Source organism: Polaribacter sp. P097 (assembly GCF_036864555.1).
In the GTDB taxonomy this organism is placed as follows: domain Bacteria; phylum Bacteroidota; class Bacteroidia; order Flavobacteriales; family Flavobacteriaceae; genus Polaribacter.
Genome location: NZ_JAZETJ010000001.1, coordinates 1,236,480 through 1,249,946 on the forward strand (window position 1 = coordinate 1,236,480; position 13,467 = coordinate 1,249,946).

The window sequence follows — 13,467 nt, forward strand, 5'->3', positions numbered from 1 at the left end:
TATATTCTCAGACAAATTTAACAAAATCGTTAAATAAATAGTAACAATGCATGTATTTTATGAAAATTTTATATCCTATTTTTGTTTCTAAATTTTTATCTATGTCATTTCGAATTGTAATAAGTCGTTTTTTGGTTTTATTTCTGCTTGTTTCTTGCGCTAAAAATGTAGAAAAAAAAGACTATACTTTAAAAGGAGGTGTCTTTGGTACCACCTATAAAATAACCTATTTAGAGGCAGATAAAAACTATCAAAAAGAGATAGATAGTTTGTTTGAGGTAGTGAATAATTCTGTTTCTACATACATTCCAGATTCTGATATTTCAAGAATTAACAAAGGTGAAAAAAATGTTAAAGTAGATGCTATTTTTAAGGAAGTTTTAGAAAAATCTAAAATCATTTATAAGCAAACAGATGGCTTTTTTGACCCTACTGTAGGTAATTTAGTAAATGTCTATGGTTTTGGCCCAGAAAAAGAATTGTTAGATATTACTGAAGAGGTTATAAATGAAGAACTTAAATACGTTGGTTTAGATAAGGTTAGTCTTAAAAATCAAGTAATTGTTAAAGGCGACCCTAAAGTTTATTTAGATTTTAATTCTATAGCAAAAGGTTTTGGAATAGATGTTATTGCAAGATTTTTAGAATCTAAAAACATCAAAAATTATATGGTTGAAATTGGTGGAGAAATAAGAGCAGAAGGTGTCAAGAAGAATGGTAAACCATGGTTAATACAGTTGGTGAATCCTGTAGATGTAAATACAGGTTATAAAACTATAAACCTTTCAGGGAAATCTATGGCCACTTCTGGTAATTACAGAAAGTTTAAAGTTACAGACGATGGTAAAAAATACGTGCACACCATAAATCCAAAAACAGGTTTAGCAACCGAAAGTAATTTGTTAAGTGCTTCTGTAATTGCACCTTTAGATTGTGCAGACGTAGATGCTTATGCAACTGCTTTTATGGCAATGGGTTTACAAAAGACCAAAGCTTTTTTAGAAGATTATAAAAATATAGAGGTTATTTTACTATTTTCTGACAAAGATGGAAATTTGAATGAATACTCCACAAATACCCACAATTAGGTATATTTTGTTCATTTTTAGTTTGTTATTTTTACTATCTTGCTCATACCAAAAAAAATAATTACATAAATTAATTGAACGCCATGAAAATTAAATTATTCACCCTAGCTTTTTTGCTATCTTTTGTTGTGTCTTACAGTCAATCAAACAAGGAAATAGCAAATGTTTATTTAAAAAGAGCAAAAGAAGCTATAGAAACTAGTGTTGATTACGAAACTGCTTTAACTTACTTTAATAAAGCAATGAAGTTTACAGATACCATAACAGATCGTAAAATTGCACACTTAGGTTCTAAAATACATTACGAAGTACATCACAAACAAAATACGCTAGAAGAGCAATTAAATTATTTACAAATTGCTCAGGATTATTCGAAACAATATTTTCTTCTAGCAAAGAACAAAGGTTCTGAAGAATATATTGAGAATACAGAAGAATACGTTTTAATTAGAGAAACTATTGAAGAAGTTTCTAATGAAATTAAGGCTGAAAATGAAGAAAAACTTCGAAAAGAGAAAGAAATTAGAAGAATAGATTCTTTAAAAGCAACTTGGTCTAAACAATCTGAAAGCTTAGCAATTAAAGTAGATAGCCTTTACAAGTTTAATAAAAATGGTTTTGCATTGATAGAACTCGATGGTTCTTATGGCTTGATTAATGATTTAGGAGAAACGATTATAAATACTGGTAAATATGCAGATGCACTTCAGTTTGATGGTTATTTCGTTTTTAAAAATAAGAAGGATAATCCAACAAAAATATTTGCTTACGACAGTTCAAGTAAAGTAGGTGCAATGTTACCAGCTGTTTCTGACTTTAGTACTTTGTCTACAAATTATGGTATGGTTATGTTGCCAAGAGGAAATGGGCGTATTGTAACTTATCCAAACAATGTTAAAGAACCATTGGTGTATGATGTAAGCTCAAAAAAATTTGTAAGAGTAGCAAACCAAGAAGATCTATTAAAAGATTTAAAAAAGGCAGATGTAATTGATAAATACAACAAAGATGGTGAGGTTAAGGTTGATAAAGAATGGTATGTATTTGGAGGTCATTTAGGAGGTGGAGTTCATCCTCTATATTCTGTAGAAGATTATAAATTACAATACTATTTGTGTTCTATTGACGGTAATTTAATAGATGCTTCTTCTGATTTTGGTTACTTAGGATATTTCTATCAAAATAAATACCAAGCAATGAAAAATAACAAAACTGTTTGGGTAAATCAAAATGGAACAAAAGTATCTGATGCCAAAAGCGAAACTGCAGTTTATGGTGGAGATTCGAAAGTAAGGAAATTAAATTCTGGTGCGTATCAGATTTTGAGAGATAATATGATTATTAAAGGCCAAGAGAAGTTGCCAAAAATGGCAGATTTTCTAAGACAAAATTCAGGTAAATAATTAGTCTTTATAACAAACAGGGAGTATTTCTCCTTTCATTAAACAAAATCGTTCTAGTTTTTCTGGAGCGATTTTTTTTGTATAATCTACCTCATCAACCCTAAAGCCAATTTTTCTAAGCTTATTAAAATAATCTCTACCATAAACACGAACATGATCATATTGCCCAAAAATTTCTGCTCGTTGTTTTTTATCTGTAATAGAATCATCTTCAAAGGTAGTTGCCCTGCTTAAATCTTGAGGTATTTGGAAAATTCCAAATCCGCCATTTTTTAAAACACGAAACAATTCTTGCATTGCTTTTTTATCATCAGGTATATGTTCTAAGACATGGTTACAAAAAACAACGTCAAACTCATTATCCTTAAAAGGTAAATCGCAAATATCTGCTTTAACATCTGCAATAGGGCTTTCTAAATCTGATGTGATGTACTCTAAATTATCTTGATTTCTGAAAATGTCTAAGAAGCATTGTTCAGGTGCTATATGTAAAACTTTTAGTTTTTCTTTTGCTGTGAAGAACTTAGTTTCATCCTTTAAAAATAACCACATTAATCTGTGTCTTTCTAAAGACAACGTAGAAGGAGAAAGTGCATTTTCGCGTTGTTTACCATAACCATAAGGTAAAAATTTGCGAAAAGATTTACCATCTATTGGGTCTGTAAACTTATCGCCCTTCAAATACAAAGCAATTAGAGGTCTAACTACGTAACTTGCTTTTATTAAAAAAGGTCTTGGTATGGTATTTAATATGGATTTGAAAAAAGACATTTATAAATTTTGTCTAAATTCATCTTCTTCGTTAGTTTCTATACCTAAAGCTTCATGTACATATTTAAAAGTAGATAAAAGCTCTGGTTTACCATTAACTATAGCAACATCGTGCTCAAAATGAGCAGATGGTTTATTATCTAAGGTAGTAATTGTCCAACCATCTGAGTGTTGTCTAATTTTTTGAGTTCCCATATTTATCATAGGTTCAATGGCTACAACCATACCTTCTGTAAACTTTTTACCTCTTCCTCTTTTACCATAATTTGGCATTTCTGGATCTTCATGCATTTTACGTCCTAAACCATGACCAACAAGTTCTCTAACCACTCCATAACCATGCTTTTCAGTAAAATTTTGAATAGCAAAACCAACATCACCAACTCTGTTCCCTGCTTTAAATTCTCTAATCCCAACATATAAACTTTCTCTAGTTACATCTAAAAGTTTTTTGGTATCTGCATCAATTTCACCTACAGCAAAAGTGTAGGCGTGATCACCATAAAAATCATTTTTTAAAGCGCCACAATCAATTGAGATAATATCACCTTCTTTTAAAGGCTCTTTTGTAGGAAAACCGTGAACTACTTGCGAGTTTGGACTCATGCATAGTGTGTTTGGAAAATCGTACAAACCTAAAAATCCAGGAATAGCACCTTGTTCTCTTATAAAATCTTCTGCAAGTTTATCTAAAAATAAAGTGGATACACCAGGTTTAACTTCTTTAGCAAGCATACCTAATGTTCTAGAAACTACTAACGCACTTTCGCGCATAATTTCTATTTCTTCTCTGGTTTTAATCTTAATCATCTTAAAAAAATTGAAACGCAAAGTTACTACAATTATTAGGATTTATGAATGCTTAGTGCTTAAGAGTAGTACTGTTTATTTACTTCTATCATAAGAGTGTTTGTAAGGTTCTCCTGTAAGAATTTTTAGAATATCTTTTTCTAAAGATTCTCTAGGGTACTCTACAAAACGCCCAACTTCTTTACCATCTTTATAAAAAATGAAAGTAGGTACTCTTATAATATTAAAACCTTCTTGTAAATTGTTTGGTGTTTTTTTGTTTCGACCAACAGTTATAAGTTCAAAATATTCTTGATCAAAGTCTGTTTCATCTAAAATTTTATAAAAACGAGGTGTTTCTCTTTTACTATCTCCACACCAAGTACCCATAAAACCTTTAATGGTAAAATCGTTAATAATTGGTTTTAATTTTGCTATTAATTCTTTGTCTGTATTGTACTCTTTGTACCTATCATCAAACCAGTAGTTGTAAGAGTCATCATTAAACATTTCTCTGTTTGCAATTCCAATTAAATAACCTCTATCATTTTTTGTAGCATTTGCTGCTGGTGCTTTTTGTCTAACAACCTCCTTAATTTCTACAACTTCAATTTTTTCTTCAATTTCTGTATTGTTCTCAACTGCAGTTTTATTTGCATTACATGCTGAAAGTAGTATTGTAAAAAATAGTATTGATATGTTTTTCATAGTTATAAAAGCGATTTTTGAGTCATTTCTTTTGGTTGATCTACTCCAATTAATTCTAAAATAGTAGGTGCAACATCACCTAAAATACCACTTTTTATCGATTTAATTTCATCGTCTATTAGAATAAAAGGAACTGGATTTGTGGTATGTGCTGTATGAGGTGATCCATCAGGATTCATCATAGTTTCACAGTTTCCATGATCTGCAATTAAAAGGGTTGTATAACCATTTTTTAAGCCAGTTTCAATAACGGCTTTTGCACATTCATCTACAGCTTCACAAGCTTTAATGGCAGCTTCCATAATACCTGTATGCCCAACCATATCACCATTTGCAAAGTTTAAACAAACAAAATCAGCATCACCTTTTTCTAAATCTTCGCAAAGTGCATCTTTTAATTCATAAGCAGACATTTCTGGTTTTAAATCATAAGTTGCTACTTTAGGAGAGTTTCTTAATATTCTAGATTCGCCTTCAAAAGGTGCTTCTTGGCCACCTGAAAAGAAGAAAGTAACATGAGGATATTTCTCTGTTTCAGCAATTCTAATTTGTTTTTTACCAGCATTGGCTAAAACTTCACCTAAAGTGTTTTTAATATTATCGTTATTGTAAATTACATTAATGTTGGTAAAAGATTCATCATACAAGGTCATTGTTGTATAATATAAATCTAGTTTTTTCATATTAAATTCAGGAAAATCTGTTTGAGAAAGCGCATTTGTTAACTCTCTACCTCTGTCTGTTCTGTAATTGAAGAAAATTACAGCATCACCTTCTTTAATGGTTGTTTTTGGTGTGCCATCTTCATTAGTAACAATAATTGGTTTGTGAAATTCATCAGTTAAACCATCTTCATAATTCTGCTTAATGGTTGCAATTACATCAGTAGTTTTGGTACCTGTACCATTCACAACTCCATGATATGCTTCACTAACTCTTTCCCATCTATTGTCTCTGTCCATGGCATAATAACGCCCAGTAACAGTAGCCAATTGCCCTGTACTATTTGCCATATATTCTTGAATATCATTTATAAAATAAGCACCAGATTTTGGATCACAATCTCTACCATCTGTAAAAGCATGTAGAAAAACATTATCTACCTTATTTTCTTTGGCAACATCTAAAATTCCTTTTAAATGATTAATATGAGCATGAATACCTCCATTAGAAACTAAACCTAATAAATGCACATTTTTATGGTTTTCTTTGGCGTATTTAAAGGTATCTAACAACACTTTTTCTTGACCTAAAGTATTTTCTTGAACAGCTTTGTTAATTCTAGCTAAGTTTTGATATACAATTCTACCGGCACCTAAATTCATATGTCCAACTTCTGAGTTCCCCATTTGTCCTTCAGGTAAACCCACATGTTCTCCATCAGTTCTTAATTCTGCATGAGGATATTTGTCATATAAAGCGTTAATATAAGGTGTGTTCGCATTGTAAATGGCAGAAACTTTTGGGTCTTGTGTAATACCCCAACCATCTAGAATCATTAAGATTACTTTCTTGTTCATGTTATTGATTTATAACGTAAAAATAAGAAAGATTTTAGAGAGTAACTTAAAATTTTACGAAACCGATAGCGTAAATGATAATAAGGATTCCCAAGACAAAAAGAATGATATTTCTTCTTAGTTTACGCTTGTTTTCTGCCTGTAGTTTTTCTCTAATTTGTTTAAGTTGAATTTTATTGGCTTTTTTATCAAACTTAACCTGAATTGCATTACCTTTTTTATGGTTTTTAAGTTTTTCTAAAGCAGACACACGATTTCTCTTGTTATTTTTTAAACTAGTAATCATTGCTGCTGCAGAACCTCCAAAACCCATAATTGTATCTCTTTTATAGATATGTAGGTATTTTATTGATTTTGTTACAATTAGTAATATCGTAATTTATTTCGCCAATCGTTTTCAAATCAATTTTTAACATGAAATAAAACACAGATTAATTGTAAAAATCGTAATTTTACAAGGTAAATTATATGAGATTTTTTTAATGGATTCACACTTTGAAATGAATGCTGTAACTAAGAAGTTACCAAAACATTTACACAAGTTTGTTGTTAAGCAACCTTATGAGGAATACACACCACAAAACCAAGCAGTTTGGAGGTATGTAATGCGAATGAACGTAGATTATTTAAGTAAAGTAGCTCACAAATCTTACATTCCAGGTTTAGAAAAAACAGGTATTTCTACAGAAAGCATACCAAGAATGGAAGGTATGAACAGAATCTTAAAAGAAATTGGCTGGGCAGCTGTTTCTGTGGATGGTTTTATACCACCAAATGCGTTTATGGAGTTTCAAGCTTACAATGTTTTAGTGATTGCATCAGATATGCGAACCATTAATCATATAGAATACACACCTGCACCAGATATTATTCACGAAGCTGCAGGTCATGCACCAATTATTGCAAACCCAGAGTATTCTGAGTATTTAAGACGTTTTGGAGAAATTGGTAGTAAAGCCATTTCATCTGCTAAAGATCACGAAATGTACGAAGCTATTCGACTTTTATCTATTTTAAAAGAGAATCCAAACTCGACAGAGAAACAAATTCAAGAGGCTGAAGAAAAAGTAGCTTGGCTGCAAGATAATATGGGTGAATTGTCTGAAATGGCTATGATTCGAAATTTACATTGGTGGACAGTAGAATATGGTTTGATTGGCACTTTAGAGAATCCAAAAATTTATGGAGCAGGTTTATTATCATCTATAGGTGAAAGTGCTTGGTGCATGCAAGACAAAGTTAAAAAGGTAAAATATTCTATAGAAGCTGCCACTAAAAATTTTGACATTACAAAACCACAACCACAATTATTTGTAACTCCAGATTTTGCTTATTTAAGTTTAGTTTTAGACGAATTTGCAAATACAATGGCTCTGAGAAAAGGAGGCTTAAATGGTGTGCAAAAATTAATAGATTCTCAAAATTTGGGAACGATTGAATTAACTACTGGTATTCAAATTTCTGGTGTTTTTGATAAAGTAATTCAATTTAAAAACAATAAAGTAGCTTACTTTCAAACTAAGGGAGCAACAGCTTTGGCTAATAGAGATAAAGAATTAATTGGGCATGGAACAGCTGTGCATCAAAATGGATTTGGTAGCCCAATAGGTAAATTAAAAGGAATTAATTTGCCTATTGAAGACATGAGTCCAAGAGATTTAAAAGCTTATGGCATTTATGAAGGTGAATTCATGACCTTAGAGTTCGAAAGTGGTATTGTTTTAAAAGGTAGAGCAATTACAGGAACAAGAGATTTAAGAGGTAAAATACTATTAATTACTTTTGATGAATGTACTGTTACTTACAAAGATGAGGTATTATTTAAACCTGAATGGGGTTTATATGATATGGCTGTTGGTTCTTCAATTGTATCTGCTTATGCAGGGCCTGCAGATGTAGATTCTTTTGATGGTTTGGGCAAAGTTTCAGAAACAAAAACGCATAAAATTGTTTATACAAATGCCGAAAAACAGTTGTATTCTCTTTATGCATCAGTTAGAAAAATGCGCGAAGAAGCAACAGTTTCTGAAGAAAAAATAACTGCTATTTATACTGAGTTAAAAAATAATTATCCTAATGATTGGCTCTTGCATTTAGAACTTTATGAGTTGGCTTTAGTTAATAATTATGCCATAAAAAGTTCAATTTTAGAGACGCTACAATCACTAAAAAGTAACAAAAGTTACACTAGCCTTATTGAAAATGGTTTAAATTTGCATCAACTTTAAACAAAATAACGTGGGTTTATTTGACATTTTTAAAAGGAAAGATATGAGTGATGAAATCAAAAATTATTTAGGAAAGGATGCAGTAATATTAGATGTGAGAACACAAATGGAATGGGATGAAGGCCATATACCAGCTGCAAAACATATTGTATTAAACTTAATTCCTACAGAATTAGATCAAATAAAGGCTTGGGAAAAACCAATTATTGCTGTGTGTAGAAGTGGAGGTAGAAGTGGACAAGCTACTCAGTTCTTAAAACAAAACGGACTAGATGTAATTAATGGTGGCCCTTGGCAAAACGTAGCACAACATTTAGAAGACTAAATCAAATTTCTTTTTTGAGCTTTCATTACAGCTTCCATTTTACTGTGAACCTGTAATTTTTTGTAAATGTTTTCTATATGTTTACGAACGGTAGAAGGTGATATTATTAAGTTATCAGAAATACTATTATAGTTTAAGCCTTTACTTAACTGTATTAAAATTTCGGTTTCTCTTTTTGTTAATTTAATAGTATCAGATTCTTCTATTTTTTCAGTAGCTATTGTTGGGTTTCTTAATAGGTTTAAAGTTTTTAAGGCAATACTTGGTGTCATTGGTGCACCACCTTCTGTAACCTCAATAATGCTCTTGTACAGATTTTCTGCATCAATTTCTTTTAATAAATAGCCATTGGCACCTGCTTTGATGGCGTTAAAAATATACTCATCATCATCTACCACTGTTAGCATAATAACTTTTATTTGAGGGTATTTATTCTTTACCAATTCTGTTGCTTTAATACCATCCATTTCTGGCATTTGTATATCCATTAAAACAACATCTATGTTATGGTTCTCCTCTAATTTACCAATAAGTTCAGCACCATTATTTGCATGATACTTTACAGAAATATCGTCAAAAAATGACAATTTTTCTTTAATGGCTTTGGTTAAAAAGTAATTATCTTCTGCAATACAAATTTTTAAACTCATGTTATTTGGTTTTCTGAAGCAATTTTTAAAATGATTTCTGTTCCCTGTTCAAGTTCAGAATTTATAATTACAGAGCCATTGATTTCGCCCATTCTTTTTTCCATATTGCTTAAACCATTGCCAAGTTCTACAGTTTTTAAATTAAAACCTTTACCATTATCAGAAACTTTAATTAAAAAATGAGCTTCCTTTTTGGCAAGTTCTACATTTATTTTAGATGCTTCTGCATACTTTAAAGCGTTATTAATGGCTTCTTGAATTACTCTAAAAACGTTCATGCCTACTATAGAAGGAAAACTTTTATTTGCATCAATATCATAAGAGATATTAAAATCGATATTTGGTACAGAAACTTTTGCTTTTTCTATAAATGATAATATTCTAGAGTGTAAATCCTCTACAGAAATAGTACTTTTATTCATTGCCCAAATTGTGTCTCTTAGTTGATGAATGGTATCTCCTGTAAATGTGTTTATATTAGATAGTTTTTCTTTCAGTTTTTCATTTGCATCTTTAGACACATATTTTAAATTGTCTATAGAAGAAATTATAAAGGTGAGTTGAGAGCCAATATTATCGTGCAAATCTCTAGAAATTCTAAGGCGCTGTTCTTGCAATCTGTTTTGAGTTTTTATGGTAGCAAGTGCATCTTTTAAATCGATTTCTTTTTGCAGTTGATTTCTTTTAAGCTGATTTCTTTTGTAGATAGCGAAAAAGATTATACCTAAAATAATTAAAGCAGAACTAAGCAAAAGAGCATATAAATTTCTGTTTTTTATATCAAGTTCTTGTGCTAATAACTGTTCTTTTTGCTCTGCAATTTCTTTCTCTTTTTTAGCAGTTTCGTATTTAATTTCAAAATCAGAAATTTTATTTTGTAACGAGTTTTTAGATAATTCTTGCTCTAAATTGTATTGTTGTTCAAAAAACTCATATGCAACTTTAAATTGATTTTTATCTGCATATAATTTTGATAAATTTTTATACAATTTAGCCTTATCTGAAGGTTTATTCGAAGATTCTATTAAAGGTTTTGCTTGTAATAAATAGTTTTCTGCTCTATTCAATTGATTAATTTTTAAATAATTAACACCAAGATTTAAATAAGTTAACCTTAAAGTTTGATTGTCATTCGAATTTGTTGCTTCTGGAATAACTGTTTTATAAATTTCAATAGCTTTTTTGGGTTTATTTCTAGCTGTTGCCAATTGAGCTAGCCCTGTTTTAGTATATAAAATAATTTTTCCGTAATTAATTTTATCACCCAATTCTAAAGACTGCTGGTAGTAATTTTCTGCTTTGACATACAAAGTGGTATCATTTTCTTTTTCACCAATTTCTTTATACATACCAGCCACATTGTATAAACTATTTGCAACATCTATTTGGCTGGTTCCATTCTTTTTAATTTCTAATGCATTCAAATAAAACTCTAAAGCTTTATTGTATTCTTTCATGTCTTCGTAAATTAAACCAATGTTGTTAAAAGATTTACCAAGTGCTGTAGAATCGTTTAACTTTTCAGCTAAAAAAATGGCTTTTTTATGAACGTCTAAAGAAGCTTCAGCTTCTCCTAAATAAGACATAGCTAATGCTTTATTATTTAAAAAGCGCAGTTGATCCTCATCTATTTGCTCTTTTTCAGCCAATTCTAACGCTTTAGAAAAATTGTTTAATGCACCTTTAAAATCGCCTTTATAAAAATGCAAAACACCAAAATCTCCATAATATTTAGAGTATAACTCGTAATTGTAGTTGTCTTTTAAAATTGCCCAAGCTTTGTTATAATATTTTTCTGATTCTTTATAATCTCCTTTAACAATAAATAGTTGTGCATACTTTAAAATGGCACTAATGTAACTTACTTGAAGTGTAGGTTCTGATTCTGTAAATTGTAAAGTTCTTTTTAAATAGAACTCTGCAGAATCTTTGTTAGAGCTAAAATAATTATCTATTAAAAGTAAGTATGTAGCCGCTTTTTGTTTTTTGGTATTAGCTAATGTGAGTGAAGTTTTTAAACTATCTATGGTATTGTTTTGAGCTATTGAAATAGAGGGATTTGCCATTAATAATAGGGCAAATACGAGTAAGGTCTTTTTCATAAGTAAAAGTAAATCAGGTAACCAAGTTAAAAAAAACAATTTAATGTAAGATTTCTACAAGCGAAAATTGAATATTTAAAAGGTTTACATTCACTATTTTTAGCTTCAATTTAATTGATTGCATCACCACCTTAAGAGAACGATTTTCATGTTCTAATAGTAAAGTTGCGTTTTTTTCCTCTAATATGGTCTTCATTAAAATTTTAATTTTAGTATGCTCTCTTCTCTTTAATTGATAATAAGAATTGGATAAAAAAACAATCAATAACACCATAAATGCAATGATTATAAAAATTAAAATTGGGGGATATCCTTCCATTTTAAGGTGTTTTAAGTCGTTTTTAAAGCTACTATAGATTGTGTTTTTTATTTGAAAGTGATGACCTTTAGCGTTTGAAAAGTAGTATCACAAACATGAAAGTCTACAGGTTGTTTGTTAAAAACAGAATCAGATAATTGTTGAGCAAACATTTTAAATATAGCTTCATAGGTTTCACTTTCTGCAGCATCTGTGGTAGTTACCATTCTAAATTGATAATGATTGTTTTCTTTGTTTTTAGAAAGTTGAACCGATTTTTCGTTTTCACCTGCAAATTTTGATGATACTAAAAAATCGCCCAACTTTTCTGCTTCCTCTTTTTCAACTAGATCTGTATAGTAAATTTCTGTTTTATCATATTGTAATTTTTTGCCATATTCAGAGCAACTAAAAAGTAACAAAAAAACAATAAGACACAATAAATGTTGTAATGCTTTCATCTTAGTTTAACTTAGAAAATATAGCATCTAACTGTTTGTTTAAAAATGTGTTACAAGCGTTATAGAATCCGTTTGCAAATTTTGTAGCATCTACAGGAATCCATTTCGTTGTAGTAGAAAATCGATCGGCTTTTGCATCTAAATAATTAGAAAAGGTAGAAAAAGATGTAGGTACAAAAGAGCCTTGTTTTTGATAGGCTACAATTTTTTCTTTTTTCATAACTCCCTCAATTTCTACGTCACCTTTTAAAGTTCCAATAAAAGATGATTTTGTTCCTAAGCCAGATTTACCTTGAGAAAAAGTAATGTTTGAACTGGCAGGATAAGTATCTGATGCCCCAGCAATTTTTACAGAACCAAATAACTTACCCATAGTTGTTTTCTTCTTTTTAAATTTTTGAGGAACAGATATGGCATGGGTATTTATCAATCTTAAGTTTGTTTTAATTTTAACCTTGGCTGCTTTACCTTTCATCCAGTCACTGCCTTCTTCAGAAAACATAACGTATAAATTTACGTCTGCAACAATAGCATCATTTAGCGCTTTAGATAATTTAGACTGTAAGCCAATACCGCCTAAAAAACCTTTTTTTACTTCTCCTTTATCAGTTTTTCGTTTGTAAAAAGTAGTATAACCTTCAGGAATTACATTAATAATTCCAGAAATACTTTCACCAATAGCAGGCCCTGAGGCCTTTTGCCATCCTTCAAAAACAGCAGTGTTTTCTGCAGTATCAAAAGTTATTATTTCATAACCTTCTTTGGTAATTCTATCAATAAAATTCTTGTAAAGTTCGTTTGTTTTTGCAAGCATTAAATTTGCATCAATACCATCTAAACCAACAGCAGCTTTAGCAGTTGCATTACTTGTATTGCCACCAATTCTACCTCCATTTCCACCAGCTTTAAAATCTATTGCTTCCTTATACATCTCAAAGTTTACGTTAAAAGTGTTGATGTATATTTTTTTAGGTGCTTTTTTCATGGTGCTCATCCCATATTTTTTAGATGTGATTTTCAAGTCTCCAATATTTTGAGCGGTACTTACAAAAGATATGCAAACAGCAAATACAAGAAGTGCTAAATTTTTCATTTTTAGTGTTTTAATGTTACCTTACAAAAGT

General features: G+C 30.3%; 14 protein-coding genes. 4 read left to right on the plus strand and 10 right to left on the minus strand.

Annotation, left to right across the window (positions count from 1 at the left end; translation table 11 throughout):
* Positions 1-101: 101 nt before the first annotated feature.
* Both V7R38_RS05710 and V7R38_RS05715 read left to right on the plus strand, forming a co-directional pair.
* Entirely contained in the window at positions 102-1,088 is a 987-nt protein-coding gene (locus V7R38_RS05710) for an FAD:protein FMN transferase (protein WP_334056565.1), read from the plus strand.
* Between the two features lie 83 nt (positions 1,089-1,171).
* Positions 1,172-2,491 carry a hypothetical protein gene (locus V7R38_RS05715; RefSeq protein ID WP_334056568.1) on the plus strand — a complete coding sequence of 440 codons (1,320 nt, stop codon included), beginning with the start codon at positions 1,172-1,174 and terminating at the stop codon, positions 2,489-2,491.
* Here V7R38_RS05715 and V7R38_RS05720 read toward each other — a convergent pair whose 3' ends face one another.
* From V7R38_RS05720 to V7R38_RS05740, 5 genes are all read right to left on the minus strand, one after another.
* Entirely contained in the window at positions 2,492-3,262 is a 771-nt protein-coding gene (locus tag V7R38_RS05720; protein WP_334056570.1) for a class I SAM-dependent methyltransferase, read from the minus strand.
* Positions 3,263-4,072 carry a type I methionyl aminopeptidase gene (gene map / locus V7R38_RS05725; protein WP_015481277.1) on the minus strand — a complete coding sequence of 270 codons (810 nt, stop codon included), beginning with the start codon at positions 4,070-4,072 and terminating at the stop codon, positions 3,263-3,265. It lies immediately after the preceding gene.
* A gap of 75 nt (positions 4,073-4,147) precedes the next feature.
* Positions 4,148-4,759: a thioredoxin family protein gene (locus tag V7R38_RS05730; RefSeq protein WP_334056573.1), complete on the minus strand. Its 612-nt coding sequence runs from the start codon at positions 4,757-4,759 to the stop codon at positions 4,148-4,150.
* A gap of 2 nt (positions 4,760-4,761) precedes the next feature.
* A complete protein-coding gene (gpmI, locus tag V7R38_RS05735) occupies positions 4,762-6,279 on the minus strand; it encodes a 2,3-bisphosphoglycerate-independent phosphoglycerate mutase (RefSeq protein ID WP_334056575.1) in 1,518 nt (505 codons plus the stop codon).
* Positions 6,280-6,325: 46 nt separating this feature from the next.
* Positions 6,326-6,592: a hypothetical protein gene (locus tag V7R38_RS05740; protein ID WP_015481274.1), complete on the minus strand. Its 267-nt coding sequence runs from the start codon at positions 6,590-6,592 to the stop codon at positions 6,326-6,328.
* A gap of 169 nt (positions 6,593-6,761) precedes the next feature.
* On the opposite strand from V7R38_RS05740, the gene V7R38_RS05745 reads away from it, so the two are divergent.
* Together V7R38_RS05745 and V7R38_RS05750 are read left to right on the plus strand one after the other, a co-directional pair.
* Entirely contained in the window at positions 6,762-8,507 is a 1,746-nt protein-coding gene (locus tag V7R38_RS05745; RefSeq protein ID WP_334056578.1) for an aromatic amino acid hydroxylase, read from the plus strand.
* A gap of 43 nt (positions 8,508-8,550) precedes the next feature.
* A complete protein-coding gene (locus V7R38_RS05750; RefSeq protein ID WP_334056580.1) occupies positions 8,551-8,832 on the plus strand; it encodes a rhodanese-like domain-containing protein in 282 nt (93 codons plus the stop codon).
* On the opposite strand, the gene V7R38_RS05755 is transcribed toward V7R38_RS05750, so the two are convergent.
* From V7R38_RS05755 to V7R38_RS05775, 5 genes are all read right to left on the minus strand, one after another.
* Positions 8,829-9,482, minus strand: a complete 654-nt coding sequence (locus V7R38_RS05755) for a response regulator transcription factor (RefSeq protein ID WP_334056582.1) — start codon at positions 9,480-9,482, stop codon at positions 8,829-8,831. The genes V7R38_RS05750 and V7R38_RS05755 overlap by 4 nt on opposite strands.
* On the minus strand, positions 9,479-11,584 hold the full coding sequence (locus V7R38_RS05760; protein WP_334056583.1) for a tetratricopeptide repeat-containing sensor histidine kinase: 2,106 nt from the start codon (positions 11,582-11,584) through the stop codon (positions 9,479-9,481). Before V7R38_RS05760 ends, V7R38_RS05755 begins: the two co-directional genes overlap by 4 nt.
* Before the next feature lie 40 nt (positions 11,585-11,624).
* The gene (locus V7R38_RS05765) at positions 11,625-11,780 is read right to left on the minus strand and encodes a hypothetical protein (RefSeq protein WP_334056585.1); all 156 of its coding nucleotides are present in this window, start codon (positions 11,778-11,780) and stop codon (positions 11,625-11,627) included.
* Positions 11,781-11,950: 170 nt separating this feature from the next.
* Positions 11,951-12,343, minus strand: a complete 393-nt coding sequence (locus tag V7R38_RS05770; protein WP_334056586.1) for a hypothetical protein — start codon at positions 12,341-12,343, stop codon at positions 11,951-11,953.
* Between the two features lies 1 nt (position 12,344).
* Positions 12,345-13,436, minus strand: coding sequence for a hypothetical protein (locus V7R38_RS05775; protein WP_334056588.1), 1,092 nt, complete (start codon positions 13,434-13,436; stop codon positions 12,345-12,347).
* Positions 13,437-13,467: the final 31 nt, after the last annotated feature.

Bases quoted from the DNA above. Each gene is read 5' to 3' on its own strand.
- V7R38_RS05710 (WP_334056565.1), top strand. From the start codon at position 102: ATGTCATTTCGAATTGTAATAAGTCGTTTTTTGGTTTTATTTCTGCTT.
- V7R38_RS05715 (WP_334056568.1), top strand. From the start codon at position 1,172: ATGAAAATTAAATTATTCACCCTAGCTTTTTTGCTATCTTTTGTTGTG.
- V7R38_RS05720 (WP_334056570.1), bottom strand. From the start codon at position 3,262: ATGTCTTTTTTCAAATCCATATTAAATACCATACCAAGACCTTTTTTA.
- map (WP_015481277.1), bottom strand. From the start codon at position 4,072: ATGATTAAGATTAAAACCAGAGAAGAAATAGAAATTATGCGCGAAAGT.
- V7R38_RS05730 (WP_334056573.1), bottom strand. From the start codon at position 4,759: ATGAAAAACATATCAATACTATTTTTTACAATACTACTTTCAGCATGT.
- gpmI (WP_334056575.1), bottom strand. From the start codon at position 6,279: ATGAACAAGAAAGTAATCTTAATGATTCTAGATGGTTGGGGTATTACA.
- V7R38_RS05740 (WP_015481274.1), bottom strand. From the start codon at position 6,592: ATGGGTTTTGGAGGTTCTGCAGCAGCAATGATTACTAGTTTAAAAAAT.
- V7R38_RS05745 (WP_334056578.1), top strand. From the start codon at position 6,762: ATGGATTCACACTTTGAAATGAATGCTGTAACTAAGAAGTTACCAAAA.
- V7R38_RS05750 (WP_334056580.1), top strand. From the start codon at position 8,551: ATGAGTGATGAAATCAAAAATTATTTAGGAAAGGATGCAGTAATATTA.
- V7R38_RS05755 (WP_334056582.1), bottom strand. From the start codon at position 9,482: ATGAGTTTAAAAATTTGTATTGCAGAAGATAATTACTTTTTAACCAAA.
- V7R38_RS05760 (WP_334056583.1), bottom strand. From the start codon at position 11,584: ATGAAAAAGACCTTACTCGTATTTGCCCTATTATTAATGGCAAATCCC.
- V7R38_RS05765 (WP_334056585.1), bottom strand. From the start codon at position 11,780: ATGAAGACCATATTAGAGGAAAAAAACGCAACTTTACTATTAGAACAT.
- V7R38_RS05770 (WP_334056586.1), bottom strand. From the start codon at position 12,343: ATGAAAGCATTACAACATTTATTGTGTCTTATTGTTTTTTTGTTACTT.
- V7R38_RS05775 (WP_334056588.1), bottom strand. From the start codon at position 13,436: ATGAAAAATTTAGCACTTCTTGTATTTGCTGTTTGCATATCTTTTGTA.